A 22,387-nucleotide genomic window follows, 5' to 3' on the forward strand; every position below is an offset into this window, starting at 1 on the left:
ATGGAACACTTGATTGAAACAAAGCGATTGTCTTTGCAAATTGATTCTTTAAAAGGACAGAAACAAATCATTCTTAAAGATATCCATTTATCGATAAATCATGGGGAATTTGTGACCATTATGGGACCTTCCGGATGCGGGAAAACCTCCTTGCTTTATCAGCTTAGCGGGATAGAATCAGCCTCAACAGGAGAGATCAAATATAAAGGCAGTTTATTATCAGAAATGACAGATAAACAGTTAACTGCTCTGCGTTTAACAGATATGGGATTTGTCTTTCAACACAGCCACTTACTAAAAAATCTTAATCTATTTGATAACATCATTGTTGCAGCTTACTTAACAAAGAAAAAGCCAAGAAAAGAAGTGAATGAGCGAGCTAGATATTTAATGGCGAAACTTGATATTGATCATTTAGCAGATAGATATTTGTCAGAAGTATCAGGAGGTCAGCTTCAAAGAGTCTCTATCTGTCGAGCGCTTATGAATGAACCAGACATTCTTTTCGCTGATGAACCAACAGGTGCTCTTAACTCCAATGCAACGAAGGAAGTGATGAATATATTTTCGAAAATCCATTCTGAAGGAGCGACACTACTGCTTGTCACACATGACCCAAAGGTTGCTCTTCGTTCTGAAAGAATCATGTTTATGAATGACGGAGAAATAACGACTAGCTTACATTTAGGGAGATATGATGATGAGTCAACTGCCGAGAAACGGGAGACCAGATTAAATCAATGGCTTCAAGATTTAGGGTTTTAAGTTGGAATAAAACAGGCAGCCTTTCTGCCTGTTTTACTTTTCCTGGCACTCAAATGAATAATCCATAGACAAACTATTAGTCTCTAGTATGATTTTGCCGCCTACTTGTTGACAAGATTCTGTCAGCAATTCGATTTCTTTGCTATAAAAGTATCTCTTTGACATATACAGAGTCACTAAAACAAGTAACAGCGTCGCCATAATCACTGTGATTTGCCAATTTGAGATTTTAAATCTTTTTTTCATATCAACATCCTTTCCAACAGACTAATTTTTGTCTGCTTCTATCCGTGTCTATTCCAAATTTGATCTAGCATCATCATAACTGATTTTCTTTAATAGATCGACCTTCCAACTTACCCACCGATTAACTAAAATCTCTTTATTTGTAATATACCAGTGATATTTTTGATCATAATCATAAAACCCATTGTATATATTCCTTTTTTAGACGATTAAAAAAAGATTTTAATCATTTGTAAAAACATTCAATCACCATTACAATTTCGTACATCACATGACCATAGGTCCTTTTTATTACCTCTTGGCAATCACCTCACAGAAATGATTATATTCTTCCAAAAATTGTGATATCGTTTTTTAGTGAAACAGGTGAAAGGATCTTAAAGAGGTGAAATTTCATGGCTATCATTTCTGCTGAACAGGTGGGGAACCGTTTAAATGATTGGCGAATTGCGATTCGCAAACATGATGTACAAAGTGCTAACGCAATGTACACAGAATTAAAGCAATTGCTTCAAGAAATGGAAGAGAATCAGGAGGTATTGACTTATTATTCATTGCTAGAAGGCAAGTATAAACTCATGATATATGAACGAAGAGGTAAAAAACTGAATGAACAGACAGAGCTAGATTGCCCCTCTAAAACAAACGACTTAATTGAATACTATTTTTACCTATACAAAGCCCTTTACGCTTCATATAACAGAGACTATGCATCAGCCATTGGACTGTTTAAAATTGCCGAGAAAAAACTGCAAAACATTCCGGATGAAATAGAAGTAGCTGAATTCCATACGAAAATCGCAAACTTATATATGCTACTTCGTCAAAGCCTAATTTCTCTTCACTATATTCAGAATGCTATAGATATTTTCAAAAGTCATGAAGGATATGAAAGAAGACTAGCGACAGCCATTGTCATCGCCGCTGCTAATTATATGGATATTGGCGACTTCACAAGAGCAGAAAACTACTACAAAAAAGCATTACACATCGCTAACAATCTAAATGATCATTTTCTAACTTCACAACTTTTTCATAATATCAGTATTCTGTATGCCGAAGCTGGAGAATCGAAAAAATGTATCGATGCCCTAGAAAAGGCTCTAAGTGATGAACACTACCTCTCATCGTGCTATTTCCATCACACCATGTTTATGTTAGTCAAAGAGCTGCTCTCTATTGATGAAAGAACACAAGCTCTCTATTACTTCGAATTGGTCAACCAAAAACACGAATCAGAGAAATGCCCCATCTATACAGCAAAAATGAATTTGCTTTACCATCTATATTTTACTGAGGATATGTCTCAAAAAGCTCAAACCTGTTTCGAGGAAATCAGCATTCTAAAAGAATTAAAGGATGCTGAAGGTGCCTGTGAATTAAGTGCACTAGCTGCAAAACACTTTGAAGATTTAGGTGCCATTCATCAAGCCTATCTCTTTTTGAAGGAAGCCTATCACATGAACCATCCTATATTTGAATGGAGGAATTCTAATGAAAAAAATGAGTTTATTGATCCTCGCTTTAACCATCGTTGTTTTCGGACAAACAGTGTCTTTCAATTCGTTAAATGAGACGAATCCTGGCACAACAGAACGACCTATCGGAACTTAATATAAAAATTGATCACAGCAAAGAACCACTTGCCTGATCGCAAGGCAAGTGGTTCCACCATTATTTTAATTGCTGATAAGATATGAGGCGGTGTATATGTACCGCAAGATAAGTAAGCTCATCATTAGGTATGACGATACTATGCACCTGTTTAATATAATCTTTGATTTTAAAAGCAACATCCATCGCCTGAGGATACAAGTGTGCAATTTGTTCAAACAACTCATTTTCTTGATCCGACAGTAATTTATTTGCATAAAACCTCTCTACAAAGAACTTCACATGTGTAATGAACCGACTGTAATGAATATTCTCTTGGTCCATTTTCATATTCAATGTATAGCGCACAAGATTGACAATGCTCCCGATCATTTTGGCATATTTCATGCTATCTTTTGAATCGGATTCTTCACCTAATGCATTGATTAGGTGAAAGGCGATATTGGCAGCTTCTTCTTTTGGTAATTGTATGCCCAATGTATCATTTACTAACTCAAGAGCGTACTTCCCTACTTCAAATTCTTCAGTATAGTAATTTTTGATTTCCCAGTACACGCGATTCGTAATATTAATATTCTTTTTATGTCGTTCAACAGCAAAATTCAAATGATCCATTAAGGTAAAATAAACGCCTGAATTTAGATTTGAATTTAACCGTTTTTCTGCATATTGGACGATGCGCTGAGTTAAATCGATAAACTCTTGAGGCATTGAATCTAACAATTGAAGAAATTCTTTTGCTCTCATGTTATCGACTGACATAAAGACTTGATCCGCATTTTTCTCTTCTATCATTTGTCCCGGTTTCTGTCCATAGCCAATCCCACGGCCAAACAAAACCATCTCCTGTTGGTTCTGATCTTCAGCCAGGACCACACTCGAGTTTAAAACTTTTTTGATTTTAAACATCGTCATCACCTGTTTTCATGATTGTGGTGTTCAATCAAGCGATTCACCATTTGTCTCAATGACTTTTTGGTACCAATAAAAAGAGTCTTTTCGAGATCGTTTTAATGTTCCGTTCCCATCATCATCTTGATCTACGTGAATGAAGCCATAGCGTTTTGACATTTGTGATGTACCTGCACTAATAATATCAATGGAGCCCCAGCTCGTATATCCAAAGAGATCGACGCCTTCTTCAATCGCTTCTCTCATCTGACGGAAATGCTCTTTAAAATAGTTAATCCGATAGTCGTCATGGATAGAGCCATCACTTTCAACTACATCCTTTGCACCCATTCCATTTTCGACAATGATAAGAGGTTTTTGATAGCGATCATACAGTTCGATTAAAGAAATTTTCAGACCAACCGGATCAATTTGCCAGCCCCAGTCAGTTGAAGGCAGATAAGGGTTTTTGACTCCACGAATCGTATTCCCTTCTGTCTGTTCTAACCCTTCTTGGGCGGATTCAGTTAAAGACATATAGTAGCTAAAAGAGATGAAATCGACTGTGTTTTCTTTTAAAATGTTGAGATCTTCTGCTTCCATATGAATATGAATATTTTTTCTCTCAAGCATTCGTGTAATCAGTGGCGGATATTCGCCAAACACCTGAACATCTGCATAGAAATAGTTTTCTAAGTTTTGTTTCAAGGCTTGTTCCACATCATTCGGGTGACACGTATGCGGATACGTTGTCAATTTTGTCAGCATACACCCAACCTGGCTACCTGGGATAATACGATGGCAATCAGCTGTTACAAGAGCAGATGCAACAAATTGATGATGGAGTGCTTGATACACGGTCTCTTCTACTTTACCTTCTGGGCAACGATCAGGAATAATTCCTGCTGTAATGAATGAGTGGCGGTGAATACTATCAATTTCATTAAAGGTCAGCCAATATTTCACATCATGTTGATAACGTTCGAAACAAACATTGGCGAACTTCACAAAGAGATCGACCACTTTTCTTTCCACCCAGCCGTTATATTTCACACTAAGGGCTAAAGGCATTTCATAATGAGAGAGTGTCACAATCGGTTCTATATTGAGTTTTTTCATTTCGGCAAATACACGATCATAAAATTGCAGCCCTTTTTCATTTGGTTCAGCTTCTTCTCCAGTAGGGAAGATCCGACTCCACGCAATAGAAATGCGAAGTGTTTTAAAGCCCATTTCAGCAAATAGGGCCAAATCCTCTTTATAGTGATGATAGAAATCAACACCTCTGCGTTTAGGGTACTTTTTATCGTCTGGATCTTTTATTGCACGATCTATATTTTCAGAAGTCACAGCAAGATGTCCTTCATAGTCTTCTACACTTAAATTGGAACGATACATTGCAATATCTGCAACTGATGGTCCCTTTCCATCTATATTCCAAGCGCCTTCTGCCTGGTTGGCGGCAATGGCGCCACCCCATAAAAACCCTTTTGGAAAACCTTTAATTGTTGTCATATATTTAGCCTCCTAATTGTGTGACCACCATCAATGTATCTTGACGATTGACCTCTTGTAATGGCTGTACCTTTATTTCATATTGATCTGTATTTGTGATGACAGCAAGTGTAACTGGATCATAACCTGCTGCTATGATTTTTTCTACATCAAATTCAATCAGTAAATCTCCTGCTTGAACACGTTCTCCTGCCTGAACTTTTGGATGAAAATACTGTCCTTCCAATTGCACGGTATCAATGCCGATATGGAATAATACTTCAACGCCTTGGTCCGTTTTCATACCAAGTGCATGATTTGTTTCGAACAGCATGGTCACTTCACCATCTACTGGTGCATAAAGCGCTCCTTCTGAAGGGACAATCGCAATTCCGTCTCCCATGACCTTTGAAGAGAAAATATCATCTTTTACTTCAGATAGAGAGATCATTTGACCAATCACAGGACTTTTGAATGTTTCACCTGCTCCAATTTGTTCAGCAAATGCAGCTTGATCATTTGTCTTTTCTTCTACTGTTTTATCCTTACCTAACACAAAAGCAGCAATGAAAGCGACAATAAAGGAAATGACTGCTCCAATGACAGCAAACATTAGATTTCGTGGGAGCTCATCTGATATAAACATTGACATACTTGCTAATCCAGGGCCAACAAGTACAAAGGCTTGTATACCAACTAATCCAATGAAGATCCCGCCAACAAACGAACCAATCATGACACTTCCAAGAACTCGCTTATTTTGAAGTGTCACACCATACAAAGCAGGCTCTGTGATACCAAAAAATGCTGAAATCCCTGCCGAAATGGCTGTTGATCTGAGTACCTTGTCTTTTGTGCGTAGTGCTACAGCGAAACATGCTCCACTTTCCGCAATATTATGCGCAAGTGATGCTGGCAAATAAAGTGCTTCTTTCCCAAGGGTACCCATCGTTGTGACTGCATAAGGGACCATTGCTTTGTGCATACCTGATGCGACCATGAATGGGAGGACTGCTGCTAAAATCGCGACAGCTACCCAGCCTACTGTATTAAACATTGCGAGAATGATAGATGAAAAACCTTGTCCTGCTGTAAAACCAATCGGTCCTAATAGAAGTAATGTAACTGGTACAGTAATGACCAATGACATCATTGGAACAAAGAAAATCCGAATTGGTTTTGGTGAAAATCGTGTGAAGAATTTTTCCATTTGAGCGTAAAGCAATACAGAAAGGATTGCTGGGAACACTTGATACGCATAAGCTATATTTTTCACATCGAATGACAGCAATTGCGCACCTTCAGTAAGCATAGCCGTCATGTTCGGAAGAAGAAGCGCACCGACTGCTGATAATGCGACCAGTGGGTTCACCTTTAGTTTATTCGCCGTCGTTACAGCGACTAGTAAAGGCAGGAAGTAAAGCGGTGCGTCCCCTACCATGTTCAATATTTGATAGGTTTGACCCTTTGCATCCATCCAGCCTAATAGAGAGAAAAGGAGAAGAAATGATTTTAAAATCCCTCCGCCTGCGATAGCTGGAACAAGCGGTTGGAAGACACCTACAATGAAATCTAACAGAACTGTGCCTATTTTTCTTTTTTCTTTTGGCTGATTGGATGGCACGTCTTGTCCAGGCGAGCTGCCGCCCATTAATTTTGTTACCTTTTGATACACTTCAATGACGTCATTCCCAATGACCACTTGGCATTGTCCTGACATTCTGACAGCTATGACACCTGGTGTTTTTTCTAGTGCTGGTACATCTGCTTTTTTCTGATCAATTAGTGTGAAGCGAAGTCTTGTTGAACAGTGCTCAAGGTGCGCAATGTTTTCTTTGCCACCAACATGCTGTAAAACGTCTTTGGCAACCTGTGTATAATCCATTTTTCCTCCCCCTTTTCTCATACATGAGACCTATATTTCAGCAACAAAAAAAGGACCTAAAACGACAAATTAAAGAAATTCATCGTTTTTAGATCCTGCCTGCATGACCAGTCACATGTCTAATTTATCAATATTGGATTTGTTTTTAGTATATATCGAGTTAATGTAAGCGTCAACATATATTTTTGAATTTAAAAAATATTTTTTTACAAGTCTAATGTCATCAAAATGGTCTCGTTTTACTTTAGAGGCCGTTTAAATCGAAAAAGCCAGATAGTCTCTATGTCCTATCTGACTTGATTATTATCTTATTTTTTCTTTGCTTTTTTCTTTACGGCTTTTTTAAATGCTTCTACTTGCTTTTGATATTGTTTCTTATTCACAGCTTTTAGCTTCATTTTTTCATTATTTTTCCAAAACGGTAACTCAATATAGGAAGCTTCTATATCAGATGATCCTATCATCTTAGACAGGCCACCCTTTATTTTTGGTGTCGGATATACCCAAAAGTTTTTAAAACCTGTGATTCCAACTGCTTGATATTTTTCTTTTTTCAATGGCTTACTTTTCTTCCCTGTGGCTTTCGAGATTGTAATAGCCCCTGAAAAATCCCCTTCAAAAACGGCTTCTTCGATATCAAGGAAAATTTGATATGAATTGTTTTTTGCTGTATACAGATAGCCGTAGGCTTTATTTAAATTATCTGTGTATTTCCCTATGATCTCATAGTATCGGTCTTCTGCTGTATCCACGTACTCATCATAGCGCTTATCAATGGCTTTTTTGTATTCTTTTAATTTCTTCTCATTAACAGCTTGATAGCGTTTACTTTTCTTTGCACCTTGCTTTTTGACCATGAGATCTTTTCCAGAAAAATAGATGTCATATACGATTGTTTTCTTCTTTTGTTGGACCTTAAGTTTGTATCCTTTTTTGGTGGTTTTCCCCGTTAGTTTGTATTTTGTTTTCACCATAAAAGGTTCAATTGGATCAACCTTAACACCCTTACCGTTTAGGTAACCCGTGACCTTGCCTTTCTTTTCAGTCACCTTTAGCCAACTGACATTGTCCTTTGTTTTATAGGCATATGCATAAGATTGATTCAGTGATTCTTTTTTAGCAGATGCTTTGTTTCCTCCAAAACTTCCAACACCAATCAATAGTGTAACAATCATGAACAATATTCCTATGTTCCTCAACTTCATTTGTACACCCTCCATTCTTTTATGAATAGATGCGCAAGCACGTTACACATCAAGTATATATTACCATATTTATGATTTATCTCCTGTATTTCAAAAATATAAATCTATCAATTATTATTTTCTTGCTTTTTATTCATTTCAAATTTATTATATATCTAATTGATATATCTTTTAGATAGGTGTGCTGATATGAAAAAATACAATGATACGACGTATGCGATTTTAGGTATTTTAACGACAGATTGTAAGTCTGGGTATGAAGTGAAGCAATTAATTGATAAGAGCTTGCATCATTTTTGGAAAATTAGTTATGGACAAATTTATCCAGCTTTAAAGTTAATAGTCGAGGAAGGGCTTGCTGAGGTTTCACCTGCTTCTTCGTCAGGCCGCTCCGACAAGCGGGAATATCATCTGACTGAAAAAGGGCTGGAGACGTTAAGAGGGTGGCTGGCAAAGCCTCTTGATCAGTTACCAACAGAACGAAATGAAGTGTTATTAAAGTTATTCTTCGGTCAATATCTTTCGATTGAGAAAAAGCTGGTGCTTCTACAGGATTATGAAAGACAGCTTCGTATCCGTTTTGAGACCTATGTTTCGATTGAAGAAAACATTCAAGAGCTTTATCCAGATGAAGCAGATGCGAAGTATTGGCTGTTTACTTTAGATTACGGAAAAAGAGTGGCTCAAGCAGGAATTGATTGGTGCGTGGAGACATCCCATTTGATGAAGAAGGAAGGGTAAATGAATGAAAAAAGACATACGTGCTGGCAGGTTTACAACAGAGAATTCTGACTCGATTGTTGTGTTTATTATCGGCATGCGGATCAACAAACGCTGGGCGGTTCATCAATGGATGCCTGTGTTCATGGCGATGCCTGGCATGATCAGAGAGCTGTATACCCATCAAGATGAGCTTGGTTTCCTCGGGACAGAGAATTACTTTGGCTTACGTACGACAGCGATGATCCAATATTGGAAATCAACAGATGACCTTCTGGCTTATGCGAAGATGGAAAAACATTTGGCTGCGTGGAAGAACTTCCATCAGAGGGCTCAGAACAATGACGCAGTGGGTATTTATCATGAAACGTATCAAATTCAAGCCGGCTCGTATGAATCCGTCTATGTGAATATGCCTTCCTATGGACTGAGCCAAGCGAGAGCGCCTATTCCAATTGGTAAAGGAAAACAAACAGCGAAAGAACGGCTGAAAACCACAAATTCCTAGAGAGCGAATCTCTAGGAATTTCTTTTTGCAACGGTCACAAAATGTTTTAATATGCGGGCTGTTAATCCCCAAATGGTGTAGTTTTCATAATCATAAAACCATTCCTCTATCGAACGACTCCCCCAGCGGTACTTCTCACCATTCATGATTTTTTCATAAGGGAAATCCTCAGCAGGTGTTGGCTGAACGGATACATGATGTAAGTACGGCTCATATTGACTTAGCCATGATAGAGGCACGGTAAAGGTCTCTTCTACTTCTTCTTGATTGAAGGAGTGTTTTACTTTTTGTTCATCAATGATCCCGACATATGGGTAAACCACGAAGGATGGAGATGCAATGTAAGGGCTGAGCTGTCCAAGAATCTCCACCGATTCTGGCGGAATCCCCAGCTCTTCATGTGTTTCTCGCAATGCAGCTTCCTGTGCTGTTTCGCTGCCGTCGAGTTTGCCACCAGGGAAGCTAATATCCCCCGGCTGTTTTCTCATGATGAGCGATCGCACCTCAAATAAAATATGCCATTCTCCGTTTACTTGCACCAAAGGGACAAGGACTGCAGCTTTGAACGCTGTTTCTTCTCCAATAAATAACGGTTGAGATTGATGTAAGTCATTTTTTAATTGGTCAATGAACACGGGCATCACCTATTTTCTGTTTCTCTTTCTTTTAGCGTATCATGGTTCATCTTTTGAAGAAAGATGATCTTTCTGACAATTATTTTTATCAATTTGACAACTTTATTTGTCAAATTGAATAATATGCTTTACAATCAAAGAAAGAATCAGATCAAAATTGAGGTGACAGAATGAAAAATCGATTAAAAGAGCTTCGTGCGCGTGATGGTTTGAACCAAACTGAGCTTGCCAAGCGTGCAAAAGTTTCTCGTCAGACCATCAGCTTAATGGAACGCGATGAATTAATGCCGTCTCTCTTGCTCGCTGTTAAGCTTTCACGAATTTTTCAGGAACCCATTGAACGTATTTTTCTATTCGAGGAGGATGAACTATCATGAAAACTATATACAAAATGCTTTTAGGTGCTCTCCTTGGCTTTCTCGGCGCTTACTGTCTGCTTGCAGCTGAATTTGAGATGACCCTTCTTGATGTTGCATTTGAAGCGACTCTTGTCATCAGCGGCTTGACGATTGTATTGATTGTTTATTGTTTTTCAGGGATTTCACGTATGAAGAAAAGAGTATCACTTTCGGTATCTGGAGATGAAGAGGATGAACTCGAAGCAAAACAGTATCGCACCTTTACTGATTCGACTTTATCCAATACGGTGAGTACCATTTTGTCCATAATTGCCACCGGTATGGCTATCGTTACCGAACAGCCTATTTGGCTGATTCTCGTCAATGTTGCTTTATTTATCGTCACCATTATCAGTTCTTATGTAGCGATATCCGTTCTACAACTTGTCTACCCTAATCGCAATCTCCCAAGCCCGTCTGACAAAGATTATAGTAAAAAGCTGCTCGCTATTTCTGACGAAGGTGAAAAGCATGTGATGCTTGGCGGACTGTTTCACACGTATCAAATGATGAACATCTTATTGACCAGTGCCATGTTTATTCTGATTGTGTATTCCCTTGGAGCCAATCACTCTCAACTCTTCTCAATCATCGTGATTGGACTTGTTTTAATCATTTTGAATGCAAATTATATGTTCAGGATTAGAAATCGTTAAATGAACAAAAGCGCAGCCCAATGCAAAGGCTGTGCTTTTCCGTCCATTATGACGCACGGCGTTTCTTTCGTGCATAAATCAATAATAAGAAACCAAACCAAACCGGTGTTAACAAGAGCGCCGGACGTGTTGCATCCGCAAACAGCATGATCACTAAAATGGCAGCAAAAAGGACAAGAACACAAATGTTCACAAAAGGTGTGAACGGCGCTTTAAAGGTAGACTCCTTATGCAGTTCAGGACGTGTCTTCTTATATTTCAAATGGCAAATTAAAATAATACTCCATACCCAAATGAAACAAATGGCACTGATGGTTGTGACAATACCAAAGGCTTGCTCTGGAATCAGCTTGCTTAAAAGAGCACCGACCGAAACTACAATCGTTGAAACGAATAGTGCATTACTTGGAACAGCGTGCTTGTTCAGGCGGCCAAAGGAAGATGGGCCCTGTTTTTGATGACTGAGATTATACAAAATTCGGCTCGTCGAGAACATACCGCTATTACAAGCAGAAGCCGCAGACGTCAAGACAACAAAATTAATGAGTCCCGCTGCTACTGGAATTCCAATCAGCCCAAAGGTTTTCACAAAAGGACTTTCTGATGCACTGAGCTCAGTCCATGGGTTGATACATAGTAAGACAAAAATGGCGCCCACATAGAAAAATAGAATTCTTAATGGAATTTTATTAATCGCAGACGGGATGTTTTTTTGTGGATTGGCTGTTTCTGCTGCGGACACACCGACCAGTTCCACTCCCACATACGCAAAGATGACCATTTGGAATGACAGTAAGAAGCCTGTGACACCATGCGGGAATAGTCCGCCGTGTGACCAAAGATTCGTTACCGTCACCGGTCCAGTATCTGTTTGAAAACCAATGATTAAAAGGACAATTCCAACGCCGATCAATAATAGAATCGTAATCACTTTAATAAGTGCAAACCAGAATTCCATTTCTCCGAAAAGCTTCACCGTTAATAAATTAAACCCTAGTAAAATCAACAAACAAATGATAGCAGGAATCCATTGCGGGATATCAAACCAATACTGCACATACACTCCGACAGCAATAACATCCGCCATCGCGGTCATAATCCAGCAAAACCAATACGTCCACCCTGTCACAAAGGATGCCCACGGACCAAGGTAATCCTCTGCAATATCGGTTAATGACTGATAGCCTGTCTTCGATAAGAGCAATTCACCAAGTGCCCTCATGACAAAAAAGATCGCCATTCCGACAATTAAATAAGCAAAAATGATCGATGGACCTGCCAATTGAATGGCCTTTCCAGAGCCTAAAAACAGCCCAGTTCCAATGGTTCCGCCAATTGCAATCAACTGAACATGGCGGTTTGATAAATCTCGTTTCAATTCTTGTTGTTCCAATGCTAACGCCCTCCTACGACACGATCTTATACTGAAATAATGAACCCTCAAAAAGTCCATAAAAAAAGAGATTGGATGCGCTCCAATCTCACGGTCATAAAAGAATAGCAAAATAGAGAAAAGCAATACACGGCGTCATCCATGCATTACAAATACAATATTTCGTACTCTTCTGTCCTTTTGCCTGAGATTGTGAACCCTTCGGCGCCGCACATACATGCGGTCTCTCCAGAAGCTGCTCCTGCCATAGTGTGACCCACAGCAATCATAGCCTTCGTTATTGAATTAAAATGTTGCTATTTCTGAATAATTTCATATTTTACGCCTCTAGAAGAAAGCTGTCAATGGAAATCTTTTATGATTGACGGTGGCAGTCATATAACTTCACTTCATCAATCCCCCTTGATTCATGTATAATAAATCAAAAGATGTTCGGCCCATTTGATGGAGAAATCCCTCTTATCAAGAACAAAGTTAGACAATCCATGGAAGTTGGTGAAAACAAATGAAAAAAATGAACAAACAGCGTGTCACATTACAGGAAGTCGCCAAGCATGCCGGTGTTTCGACTTCAACGGCATCACTTGTTGTTCGAAATAATCCTAGAATCTCTGAAGCCACTCGAAAAAAAGTACTGCAATCCATGGAGGACTTAGGATACGTATACGACCGCGTTGCTGCCAACATGCGGTCAAAAAGCTCAAATATCGTTGGTGTGATTGTCACGGATATTTCTAACACCTTTATTTCTGAGTTTTTAATCGGCGTGCAAACCACACTTGAATCACTAGGCTATACCGTTTTACTTGGTACAACCTTTGACAGTGTCGATAAGCAGGAACGGCTCATTTCCACAATGGTAGAGCACCGAGTTGGTGGGATTATTTTAAACCTAGCTTCGAAAAGCTCTACTCGGACGGTCAAACAGTTAAATCAAATTCGCACCCCAAAAGTACTTGCAAACCGTGAATTAGCGGATGTGCATTGTGACTATGTCGGCGCTGATTATGAACAAGGCACTTGGATGGCGGTACATCACCTTCTTCAAAAAGGACATCGACGTATTGCCTTTTTAGGCGGCATCAAGTCCTCATCGACTTGGATTGAACGCATGAAAGGTTTCAAAAGAGCCCATGATGAGGCAAACCTGACAATTGATGAATCTCTTATTATCGATATGGTACCTACTCGTGAAGGCGGGAAAGAAGCACTTGCCCAAGTGATTGATCAGCCTGAGCCTCCTACTGCTATTTTTTGTTTTAGTGATCTAGTCGCATTTGGGGTCATTCAAGAACTGTCAGCACGGGACATTAAGCCTGGTGAAGATATCGATGTGGTTGGATTCGATAATGTTCCTGAAGCGGAGATGTACCATCCGCCGCTCACCACAGTTTCCTCCTTCCCCCGATCCATCGGGGTCAAAGCAGCGAACCTTTTATATCATAAAATGAACGAACAGGATGAAGAGCTGCAACGATTGATCTTAAAGCCTCAACTTCATATTAGAGAAACCTCTTCATCATCATGAAAAGGGAGAATTGCGTACAGCAATTCTCTTTTTTTATTGATCAAGTCAACTATTTCTTTGTTTCATTTTTCTTTTTTTAAATCACAAAGTCATAAACTTGACACATTTAAAACACAGGAGTATATTTATCTCGTTGCTTCTTTTAGTATATCGTTATACCTATCTCGTCAGCTCGTTATTTTTCATTCAACAACAGTTAAATTGATCATTTCTGATTCTGATCAAATCATGAAGATCCACTTTCTTATTAAGACTGTTATTATTTTTTATATTTCAGTAGAACGATGTACTTAATTGAAGAACAGATGAATATTCATTATTTTTTTCATCAATTACACAAGGGGTGTTGTGATGGGCATCATATTATTTACTTTTAAGGAAATAACAAAGGGTGTACAAAGAATTTGACCCTAAAGGGGTTTCAAATATAGGAGTGGGAACATGAAAAATCCTTATATTAAATCGTCTGTTGGCATGTATTTAAACTACTTCATGCTCGGCATGATCAATATTATTGTAGCTTCCAACATGGACAGCTTATCTGAACGCTACCATGTGGATATTCCGAAAATCAGCTTGCTTGTATCGGCGATCGGAATTGGTAAACTGGTTGCTCTCTTTTTCTCAGGCCGGTTAGCCGACCGCTGGGGACGTAAGCCTGTCATTATTACAGGAAACTTTCTTTACTTATTATTCTTAATCGGTATTCCAACGACAACGAGTTATACATTGGCATTTATCTTTGCGATTTCTGCTGGGATTGCAAACTCATTACTTGATTCGGGAACATATCCTGCTTTGACAGAATCGTTTCCTAAAAAGGCAAGTTCAGCTTCTGTTTTAGTGAAGGCGTCCGTTTCAATTGGAGCGACTGTTCTTCCATTTATCCTGGCATTCCTTATTGCACATGACATCTTCTGGGGCTGGGCGTTCTTTGGACTAGGGCTTCTTTATTTACTTGTTGGGATTTACTTAATCTTTATGCCGTTCCCGAACCATAAGCAAGTCTCTTCACAAGATGACCTTCCAGTACAGGAACAAATGAAGGAAGAACCTAAAATGCTTGGTGAAGGCTTAGCTGTTGTACTCATGGGGTTCACGTCGACTGCATTGTTTGTCGTATGGCAGACATGGCTTCCGCAGCTCGGGTTAAAATTAATCGGACTTGGCACAGAACAAGCCACACAGCTTCTATCTTATTTTAGTATCGGTGCACTGGTGTCTGTTCTCTTGCTGTCGATCGTCTTAGATAAATTCATTTCACCTATTATGGTGGCAATTATTTATCCAATTGGAGCATTCCTTGCGATGCTTTCATTATTCCAAATCGAAACATACAGCATTGTGATTGTCAGCACCTTTTTCTTAGGGCTATTTACAGCGGGAATCTTCCAGCTGGCGATGAGTATCATGATGAAACTATTCCCGACAAACAAAGCAACGGCTTCATCCTACGTCAACATTGCGGCAAGCTCCGCGTTTATTCTCGTGCCGCTCATTACAAGTGGGTTGGTCAGCACGTACGATATTAAAATGACGTTATTTTTCGATATGATCATTGCGGTTATGAGCGTATTGCTAGCGGTCTTTGTTCTTGGACGCATGAAAAAATTATTTAGATAATTAAAGGAGATGTCAATCATGACAAACATACATGAACGAAATATTGATGGGAAAACAAAATTAGTTGGTCTTCTTGCTACACCAATCGGACACAGCCTTTCACCACGAATGCATAACCTTGGCTATACACTAACAGGGATCAACTATGCTTACCTCGCATTTGAAGTAGGGAATGAAGAACTAAAAGCAGCCGTAAATGGTATGAAAGCAATGGGTGCAGCTGGGTTTAACGTTTCTATGCCGAACAAAATGAAAGTATTGGATTACTTAGATGAACTAGACGATTCTGCAAGATACACACGTGCAAGCAACACCGTTGTGAACAAGGATGGTAAGCTCATCGGTTACAACACAGACGGTCTTGGGTATGTGAGAAACTTGATTGAACATGGCGTTGAATTAGCCGGTAAGAAGGTCACTCTCGTTGGCTCTGGCGGCGCTGCGACTCCGATTGCGATTCAGCTTGCACAATCTGGCATTCGTGAAATTAGTATTTTTGCTCGTAATGATCAATATTTTGTTCAAGCTGAAGAAAATGTGACGTACATCAACGAAGAAATGAAATCATTTGGTGTCAAAGCGAACATTTTCCCACTTGAAGACAAAGACGCTTTCCGCCGTGAAGTAGCAGAAAGTGCGATCCTAGCAAATGGGACAAGCCTTGGCATGAAACCACTAGATCAGCTCAGCATTATCGATGATACACTTGATGTACTGCGTGAAGATTTGATCGTAACAGATGTCGTGTACAACCCGCAAAAAACAAAGCTTCTTGCTCAAGCACAGGAAGCTGGCGCCAAAACCATTAACGGTCTTGGCATGATGCTATGGCAAGGTGCACTTGCTTACAAACTCTTTACTGGTGAAGATATGCCAGTTGATCAAGTGAAACAGATTCTTTTTGAAAATGACCGTTTCTAAACAAAAGAAAGACGACTTCCGGCGGAGGTCGTCTTTTTTTTAATCATGTACCATGATTTGGCGGTATCGATACAGGATATACAGTGCGCCGATAATGGCCGCAACAGCCACCACTGCATCGAACATAAAGATTTGTAAAATGGACGAGTGACTCTGAATTAAGCCTGTTACGACTGGGATGACGATAGCCGACACACCGCCCGCTGTGGAAATAATTCCTGTCATCGTCCCTTTGTTTTTCCAGAAGAATTCAGCCATCACAGTTAACGTCAGCTGAAAGACTCCTGCTGTTGAAAATCCCAATACAAAAGCATTGACGGTTCCTATGACTGGGGACTTCACGACCAAGAGCACACAAATGGAAACAAGCGTAATGATTGGATAGATCAGCAGCACAGTGACCGGACGGACAAAACGGCGCAACAGAAATGCAAGCATCACGACAGACAGCAGCCCGCCCATGCTATAGTAACTGAGCAGTTTCACAGCACTGCCCGATGTCATCCCCAATATCGCCTCACCATACGTCGGAAGCCAAATTTGCGGCAACGCATATAGCCCATTTGACGTAAAGCTGATCACAATGAGTGCGATCCCTTCTCTCCAAAATGTAGGCTCTGTCGAGAAGCGCGGAAGTCCGTCATGCTCCGTTACCTGGACTTGCTCCACCTTGCGATGATTCGGAAATGGCAAGCTCCACAGCATCAAGACATTCACAAGATAGATCAGAGCAGGAACAAAAAATGCCATTCCATAAAACAAATCATGCTCTGCTAAAAAGAAAATCGCCAGTGGCAAAATGGTTGCCCCAATCGAGATAAAGGCCTTCACCATCACATTCGCAGATCCCGAGTTTTGCGGAAAAGCCTCCATTAATGCAGGATACGTTCCTGCATCCATTGCCGAATTTGCGACCCCTGCCAAAATCGCAAACGCAAACGCGATTTGATAATTTGGAGACAACGGAATTCCGATCAGGAACACTGCCATCAGCACACCCGAAACCAAAATGACCGGCTTACGCCCAAAACGATCTGACAGCACGCCCGATAGACCATACGTAAGCACCCTGCCAATGCCAAGCGCCGAAATCATATAACTAATTCCTGCACTATTGGTATCTAACTGTTTGATTAAAAATGGCATATTGGAAGCCAAAATTATATTGACCATACCTAATAAAAAGTAATTAATATATAGACTAGAAGCCGTTCTCACATACGGATTCCTCATCCTGACACACCCCTCAACACCATCGCAATGAAGTGATCGCTTATAAGATCTCATATGTGAGAAAGAACAGCTTTGCAGCCTTCACGTTCATACATCTCATCATGTCATGCAGCTCACCGCTTACATGCCCTTCATGTATCAAGCATTTCTTCAATTTTTCACTGCTCTTATTTTATATGAATGTGAAAGGTAATGATAGTGAATTGCTTAAATTTGAGAGAAAATCATCGATCAAGCGTATGACTCCATCGTTAGAAAAAAAGAGTGGCTAATTCCACTCCCTAAAAGATGTGTCAACTCTATTCATCGTTAATTATTATAACCCCCAAATACTTAGCTCATAATAATATTCCGTTCGCTCTATGCATAAACCAAAACGAAAATCCTCTGCGACTAAAAGAAAATCACCATATCCAGTTGAAAATTTGGTCTGCTCAAGAAGCTGATTTAAATGACTAAACACTTCACCCACATTCACTAAAAGGGCTTCAATTTCATGATCTCGAAAAAATAGTAATCTGCCTTGTGTAGGTGTTATTTTTACCTTTTTAACCATTTCCTTTAACATTTGTTCAGACTTCTCAATATGCTCTCGGTAGTGGTTTCCATGTATTTGAACTTTCTCTTCTCTTGATTGAAGGAAAGTAAAAACCTTTTAACAAAACAATTGATTTTCTTCGATATCTAAAAATGCATTTTCTGGAAGTGTCATATAGCTTAACTCGTTTATTAAATGCTTTCTTCTGCTTTTTCTTTTTAAGGTTTCGATTTTTGTTTTTGGGTTATTATTCATTTTGGTGACCTTAATATTCCCTTTCCATCTTGTATTTATCAGATACATCCTTCATTAGATAATCAATTATACCAAAACATGTAATAGAACCTATTCATATCTTTACTTCTTTTCAACATCTGCAGCGATATGAGAAAATGCTAACTAAAAACAAACCATTCTCGAAAGGAGAATCAATGTGTATAAAAGAATCATTCCTGCTGTTATGGTGATATTCGGCCCTTTGGATTCTTCTTCAAATATCCTTGAACATGAAAGTCTTTCACAATCCAACGAACTATTTTGTCGCTATTCTCTCTTTTTTCTTTGTATTCAGGCACTAATAAAACTTAAACGATGAAAAACCCGAACAAGCATATACCACGCTCATCCGGGTTTCTATTTTTTCCTTTATTACACTTCTTCACCATTCGTGGCAATGACGTTTTGGTACCAAGAAAACGAATCTTTTTTGAGTCTCTTCATTGAGCCATTGCCTTCGTTGTCGCGGTCAACGTAGATCATGCCGTAGCGTTTTTTCATTTCGCCTGTTGTGAATGACACGATGTCAATGATCCCCCAAGGTGTGTAGCCAATAAGGTCAACACCGTCGTATTCGATGGCTTTTTTCAGTGCTTCGATATGAGAAGCGAGATATTGAATTCGTTCTGGGTCATGAATGGAACCGTCTTCCTCCACTTGATCTATAGCACCAAACCCATTTTCAACGATGAAGAGCGGGATTTGATAACGATCGTAAAAACGATTCAACGTATATCTTAAGCCAGTCGGGTCAATGGACCAGCCCCAGTCACTTGATTTGATATAAGGATTGTCTACACCATGCGGAAGGGCTCCGTTGACAATGTCTCCGTCGTTATCAGACACTGCATCACTTTTAACTGTTGTCGACATGTAGTAGCTAAAGCCAAGATAATCTACTTTGCCTTTTCTTAAGCTTTCTTCATCGCCTTCTTCAAACGGAATATGATAGCCCTCGCGTTCGAATTCTTTCAGTGCATAGCTCGGATAGTAGCCCCGAACTTGTACATCTGGGAAGAAATAGCGTTGTCTCATATATTCTTCAGCAAGCATGACATCCTCTGGATTTGAGGAATACGGATAGATTGGTACGTGAGATACCATTGCACCAATTTGAAAAGCAGGATTGATTTCTTTTCCTTTTGCTACTGCCCATGCACTTGCTAGTAATTCATGATGTCCTGCTTGATACATGATTTCTTTGGCATTTTCGCCTTCTTTGACTGATACCCCTGAGTTTGTCCATAGGAACAGCGGGTTGTTGACATCCATTTTGTTATTGATTTCATTAAATGTCATCCAGTATGTGACTTTGTCCTTGTAACGATTGAAGCACACTTCAGCGAATTTCGCGAAGTATTCAGCGACTTTTCGGCTTCGGAATCCGCCGTATTCTCTTGCCAAATGAAGCGGCATCTCAAAGTGAGACAGTGTAATCACAGGCTCGATGCCATGCTTGAGCAGTTCATCAAATACATCATCATAGAATTGTAAACCAGCTTCATTCGGTTCTGCTTCATCTCCCTTTGGGAAAATTCGGCTCCAGCCGATGGATGTACGAAGGCATTTTAACCCCATTTCGGCAAACATCGCGATATCTTCCTTGTAACGATGGTAGAAATCGATTGCTTCATGGTTCGGATAAAATTTGCTGTCTTCTATCGTCTCCGTCATTTGTCTCGGTACTCCGTGGGCACCAGCTGTCATTACATCCACAACACTTGGGCCTTTTCCTGCTTCATTCCATCCACCTTCGAATTGATGTGCAGCTAATGCTCCGCCCCATAGAAAATCTTTTGGTAATGTCATTATATATTCCTCCTATTTCACAATTGTGATCATGACGTCCGTTGGCTGACATGTCGATAGTTGTTCTACGATCACATCTTCGTACGCTTGTGTATTGGTGATGATGACCGGTGTGACTGTTTTTAATCCTTTGCTTTCAATGGCTTCTTGATCAAATGTCATCAACAAGTCACCCTTCTTCACCTTGTCACCTTCTTTGATCTTGAGTGTAAACGCTGAGCCATCTAGAGAAACCGTATCAATTCCTACATGAACAAGTAACTCCACACCAAATTCTGAACGAAGTCCAATGGCATGCTTTGTTGGTGCAAGCATGACGACGCTGCCGTCAAACGGTGCATACAGCTTATTATCTTTCGGTTCAATCGCAAACCCTCTGCCCATCGCCCCAGAGCTAAATACGGCATCTGGTACTTCAGATAATGCGAGTACTTTTCCAGCAAGTGGTGCAGTGATTGTTTCTTCATTGTTCATCGAAGCATTCTTATTTTCTTCATCTTTGACAGGTGTTGTACTTGCCGTCTGTTCTACTGTATCTTCCCCATAACCAAACATTTGAATGAGCACAACTGGTAAAATCAGCGCAATTGCGACACCAATTAAGATACCGATGATCGATGTTGGATAATCTGCACTAATTCCGTTCACAATTGTCAGCGGACCAGGCAAGCCTGCATACGCAAAGTAATAAGGCGTAAAGAAGCTGGCAACAATGGCACCGGCTGCTCCAGAAATACATCCGAAAATAAATGGCTTTTTAAAACGTAAGGTAACACCGTAAATCGCTGGCTCGGTGATTCCGAAGAGTCCCGTAATTCCAGCTGACACTCCGACTTTCCGAGTTTCGCGGTTTCTTGCTTTTAAAATAACCCCTAACACTGCGCCGACCTGAGCGATAACAGCGATGGTTTGATATGCCTGGAAGGAGTCCCGTCCATACTGTTCAAAGTTGGCGAGCACCATTGGCGTGATGCCCCAGTGAACGCCGAAAATGACAAGCACTTGCCAGAACCCACCGATAATGGCGCCTGCTAAAGCCGGTACATTTTCCGCCAAGATATTGTATCCGTTTGCAATCCCATTTGCACCTGCTGTTGAAAGAGGTCCAATTAATAGAATGGTTAACGGAACCATGACGACCATACAGAGAAATGGCACAAATAACGGTTTGACAACCTCGTGAATCCGTTTGTTTAAAAATCTCTCTACATATGAAAGAATCCACACTAAGAACAGCGGAGGCAAAACGGATGACGTATAAACAGTTTCAGATAACGCAATCCCTAAAAAGGTAACGCCTTCACCTGAAGCTACACGTCCAGCAATTTCTGTCCAAGCCGGACTAACAAGCGCTGCTGTACACGCTACGGCGATATACATATTTGTTTTAAAATGCTTGGCTGCTGTGATGGCAATAAAGATTGGTAAGAACGTAAACGGCGCCCAGGAAATAAAGCTAAAGACTTCATACGTTCCCGTTTTCGAAAAGCTTGGAAATAACAAATTAATGAGGATAAGTGCACCTTGCAAAATACCAGCTGCGGCCAAAATATACACAAAAGGTGCAAATACAGCGGACATGGTCGCAATGACACGGTTCAGTATCGTTCCTTTGTTTTCATTAGGCTGGTCATCATCCGACGTTTGAAGCTGAACAAGGCTTGAAAAATGCTCGTATACCTCACCAACATGCTGGCCGATGACGACCTGAAATTGACCGCCGTTTTCCACCACGGTAATGACGCCAGGCATCGCATTGACTGCTTCCTTGGCCTTTGGATTCGAACGTTTCAGTACCAAACGCAGACGCGTGGCGCATCTTGCGGCACTCACCACATTTTCTTCTCCGCCAACTGCCTCTAAGATGTCTTCTGCAAGCTTTTGATAATCCCTCACTTTTGACATATAACCCTCCCTTTATCACTACTAGTATATGTACATTATAATTATACCGGTACAATTTATCAATACGTATATAATTTCATTTAACATATCAAAGAAAAATCGGTATGTGCTATAATCAAAGACAATAAATCGTGAAAACAAAGA

General features: G+C 40.0%; 18 protein-coding genes, 2 pseudogenes and 1 riboswitch. Of the genes and pseudogenes, 10 read left to right on the forward strand and 10 right to left on the reverse strand.

Annotation, left to right across the window (positions count from 1 at the left end; genetic code table 11):
• Together NST39_RS19330 and NST39_RS19335 are read left to right on the forward strand one after the other, a co-directional pair.
• Nucleotides 1–765 carry an ABC transporter ATP-binding protein gene (locus NST39_RS19330; protein WP_341029873.1) on the forward strand — a complete coding sequence of 255 codons (765 nt, stop codon included), beginning with the start codon at nt 1–3 and terminating at the stop codon, nt 763–765.
• A gap of 641 nt (nt 766–1,406) precedes the next feature.
• Nucleotides 1,407–2,585 (forward strand): Rap family tetratricopeptide repeat protein, encoded by a 1,179-nt coding sequence (locus NST39_RS19335; protein WP_341029875.1) that lies wholly within the window; start codon nt 1,407–1,409, stop codon nt 2,583–2,585.
• Nucleotides 2,586–2,685: 100 nt separating this feature from the next.
• Here the strand turns inward: NST39_RS19335 and NST39_RS19340 are convergent, their stop codons facing one another.
• The 4 genes from NST39_RS19340 to NST39_RS19355 all read right to left on the reverse strand — a co-directional run bounded on the left by NST39_RS19340 (nt 2,686) and on the right by NST39_RS19355 (nt 8,100).
• Nucleotides 2,686–3,534 (reverse strand): PRD domain-containing protein, encoded by an 849-nt coding sequence (locus tag NST39_RS19340; RefSeq protein ID WP_341029876.1) that lies wholly within the window; start codon nt 3,532–3,534, stop codon nt 2,686–2,688.
• Between the two features lie 30 nt (nt 3,535–3,564).
• Nucleotides 3,565–5,031, reverse strand: a complete 1,467-nt coding sequence (locus NST39_RS19345) for a glycoside hydrolase family 1 protein (protein WP_058013258.1) — start codon at nt 5,029–5,031, stop codon at nt 3,565–3,567.
• 4 nt (nt 5,032–5,035) lie between these two features.
• Nucleotides 5,036–6,895, reverse strand: coding sequence for a beta-glucoside-specific PTS transporter subunit IIABC (locus NST39_RS19350; RefSeq protein ID WP_341029877.1), 1,860 nt, complete (start codon nt 6,893–6,895; stop codon nt 5,036–5,038).
• 308 nt (nt 6,896–7,203) lie between these two features.
• Complete coding sequence (locus NST39_RS19355) at nt 7,204–8,100, reverse strand: hypothetical protein (RefSeq protein WP_341029878.1); 897 nt, start codon at nt 8,098–8,100, stop codon at nt 7,204–7,206.
• 189 nt (nt 8,101–8,289) lie between these two features.
• Between NST39_RS19355 and NST39_RS19360 the strand changes: the two genes are divergently transcribed.
• Nucleotides 8,290–8,841 carry a PadR family transcriptional regulator gene (locus NST39_RS19360; RefSeq protein ID WP_111912994.1) on the forward strand — a complete coding sequence of 184 codons (552 nt, stop codon included), beginning with the start codon at nt 8,290–8,292 and terminating at the stop codon, nt 8,839–8,841.
• Nucleotides 8,842–8,845: 4 nt separating this feature from the next.
• Nucleotides 8,846–9,328: a DUF4188 domain-containing protein gene (locus tag NST39_RS19365; RefSeq protein WP_106029400.1), complete on the forward strand. Its 483-nt coding sequence runs from the start codon at nt 8,846–8,848 to the stop codon at nt 9,326–9,328.
• A gap of 11 nt (nt 9,329–9,339) precedes the next feature.
• Here the strand turns inward: NST39_RS19365 and NST39_RS19370 are convergent, their stop codons facing one another.
• Nucleotides 9,340–9,963 carry an NUDIX hydrolase gene (locus NST39_RS19370; RefSeq protein WP_003214959.1) on the reverse strand — a complete coding sequence of 208 codons (624 nt, stop codon included), beginning with the start codon at nt 9,961–9,963 and terminating at the stop codon, nt 9,340–9,342.
• Nucleotides 9,964–10,133: 170 nt separating this feature from the next.
• Here NST39_RS19370 and NST39_RS19375 point away from each other — a divergent pair, with 170 nt between their 5' ends.
• Both NST39_RS19375 and NST39_RS19380 read left to right on the forward strand, forming a co-directional pair.
• Nucleotides 10,134–10,340: a helix-turn-helix transcriptional regulator gene (locus NST39_RS19375; RefSeq protein WP_003215336.1), complete on the forward strand. Its 207-nt coding sequence runs from the start codon at nt 10,134–10,136 to the stop codon at nt 10,338–10,340.
• A complete protein-coding gene (locus NST39_RS19380) occupies nt 10,337–11,017 on the forward strand; it encodes a DUF3169 family protein (protein ID WP_341029880.1) in 681 nt (226 codons plus the stop codon). The genes NST39_RS19375 and NST39_RS19380 overlap by 4 nt, the downstream gene beginning before the upstream one ends.
• A gap of 46 nt (nt 11,018–11,063) precedes the next feature.
• On the opposite strand, the gene NST39_RS19385 is transcribed toward NST39_RS19380, so the two are convergent.
• Nucleotides 11,064–12,410, reverse strand: a complete 1,347-nt coding sequence (locus NST39_RS19385; RefSeq protein ID WP_144457269.1) for an amino acid permease — start codon at nt 12,408–12,410, stop codon at nt 11,064–11,066.
• 162 nt (nt 12,411–12,572) lie between these two features.
• Nucleotides 12,573–12,652, reverse strand: a riboswitch (glycine riboswitch).
• Between the two features lie 263 nt (nt 12,653–12,915).
• On the opposite strand from NST39_RS19385, the gene NST39_RS19390 reads away from it, so the two are divergent.
• The 3 genes from NST39_RS19390 to NST39_RS19400 all read left to right on the forward strand — a co-directional run bounded on the left by NST39_RS19390 (nt 12,916) and on the right by NST39_RS19400 (nt 16,482).
• On the forward strand, nt 12,916–13,938 hold the full coding sequence (locus NST39_RS19390; protein ID WP_341029881.1) for a LacI family DNA-binding transcriptional regulator: 1,023 nt from the start codon (nt 12,916–12,918) through the stop codon (nt 13,936–13,938).
• Between the two features lie 441 nt (nt 13,939–14,379).
• The gene (locus NST39_RS19395; protein ID WP_044139103.1) at nt 14,380–15,561 is read left to right on the forward strand and encodes an MFS transporter; all 1,182 of its coding nucleotides are present in this window, start codon (nt 14,380–14,382) and stop codon (nt 15,559–15,561) included.
• An 18-nt stretch (nt 15,562–15,579) separates the two neighbouring features.
• Complete coding sequence (locus NST39_RS19400) at nt 15,580–16,482, forward strand: quinate/shikimate dehydrogenase (RefSeq protein WP_268507139.1); 903 nt, start codon at nt 15,580–15,582, stop codon at nt 16,480–16,482.
• A gap of 39 nt (nt 16,483–16,521) precedes the next feature.
• Here the strand turns inward: NST39_RS19400 and NST39_RS19405 are convergent, their stop codons facing one another.
• Entirely contained in the window at nt 16,522–17,715 is a 1,194-nt protein-coding gene (locus NST39_RS19405; RefSeq protein WP_126741029.1) for an MFS transporter, read from the reverse strand.
• 316 nt (nt 17,716–18,031) lie between these two features.
• Nucleotides 18,032–18,508, reverse strand: a pseudogene (locus NST39_RS20030) (YxiF family protein).
• 178 nt (nt 18,509–18,686) lie between these two features.
• Between NST39_RS20030 and NST39_RS19415 the strand changes: the two are divergent.
• Nucleotides 18,687–18,831 (forward strand): annotated as a pseudogene (locus NST39_RS19415) (hypothetical protein).
• Nucleotides 18,832–18,901: 70 nt separating this feature from the next.
• On the opposite strand, the gene bglA reads toward NST39_RS19415, so the two are convergent.
• Both bglA and NST39_RS19425 read right to left on the reverse strand, forming a co-directional pair.
• Nucleotides 18,902–20,341, reverse strand: a complete 1,440-nt coding sequence (bglA, locus tag NST39_RS19420; protein ID WP_106067523.1) for a 6-phospho-beta-glucosidase BglA — start codon at nt 20,339–20,341, stop codon at nt 18,902–18,904.
• Between the two features lie 9 nt (nt 20,342–20,350).
• A complete protein-coding gene (locus tag NST39_RS19425; RefSeq protein WP_341029884.1) occupies nt 20,351–22,243 on the reverse strand; it encodes a beta-glucoside-specific PTS transporter subunit IIABC in 1,893 nt (630 codons plus the stop codon).
• Nucleotides 22,244–22,387 lie beyond the last annotated feature (144 nt).

It is taken from the genome of Bacillus sp. FSL W8-0645, from assembly GCF_038007905.1.
Taxonomy (GTDB): Bacteria; Bacillota; Bacilli; order Bacillales; family Bacillaceae; genus Bacillus; species Bacillus pumilus.

Coding starts and splice junctions, on each gene's coding strand:
- NST39_RS19330 (WP_341029873.1), top strand. CDS start 1: ATGGAACACTTGATTGAAACAAAGCGATTGTCTTTGCAAATTGATTCT.
- NST39_RS19335 (WP_341029875.1), top strand. CDS start 1,407: ATGGCTATCATTTCTGCTGAACAGGTGGGGAACCGTTTAAATGATTGG.
- NST39_RS19340 (WP_341029876.1), bottom strand. CDS start 3,534: ATGTTTAAAATCAAAAAAGTTTTAAACTCGAGTGTGGTCCTGGCTGAA.
- NST39_RS19345 (WP_058013258.1), bottom strand. CDS start 5,031: ATGACAACAATTAAAGGTTTTCCAAAAGGGTTTTTATGGGGTGGCGCC.
- NST39_RS19350 (WP_341029877.1), bottom strand. CDS start 6,895: ATGGATTATACACAGGTTGCCAAAGACGTTTTACAGCATGTTGGTGGC.
- NST39_RS19355 (WP_341029878.1), bottom strand. CDS start 8,100: ATGAAGTTGAGGAACATAGGAATATTGTTCATGATTGTTACACTATTG.
- NST39_RS19360 (WP_111912994.1), top strand. CDS start 8,290: ATGAAAAAATACAATGATACGACGTATGCGATTTTAGGTATTTTAACG.
- NST39_RS19365 (WP_106029400.1), top strand. CDS start 8,846: ATGAAAAAAGACATACGTGCTGGCAGGTTTACAACAGAGAATTCTGAC.
- NST39_RS19375 (WP_003215336.1), top strand. CDS start 10,134: ATGAAAAATCGATTAAAAGAGCTTCGTGCGCGTGATGGTTTGAACCAA.
- NST39_RS19380 (WP_341029880.1), top strand. CDS start 10,337: ATGAAAACTATATACAAAATGCTTTTAGGTGCTCTCCTTGGCTTTCTC.
- NST39_RS19390 (WP_341029881.1), top strand. CDS start 12,916: ATGAAAAAAATGAACAAACAGCGTGTCACATTACAGGAAGTCGCCAAG.
- NST39_RS19395 (WP_044139103.1), top strand. CDS start 14,380: ATGAAAAATCCTTATATTAAATCGTCTGTTGGCATGTATTTAAACTAC.
- NST39_RS19400 (WP_268507139.1), top strand. CDS start 15,580: ATGACAAACATACATGAACGAAATATTGATGGGAAAACAAAATTAGTT.
- NST39_RS19405 (WP_126741029.1), bottom strand. CDS start 17,715: ATGAGGAATCCGTATGTGAGAACGGCTTCTAGTCTATATATTAATTAC.
- NST39_RS19425 (WP_341029884.1), bottom strand. CDS start 22,243: ATGTCAAAAGTGAGGGATTATCAAAAGCTTGCAGAAGACATCTTAGAG.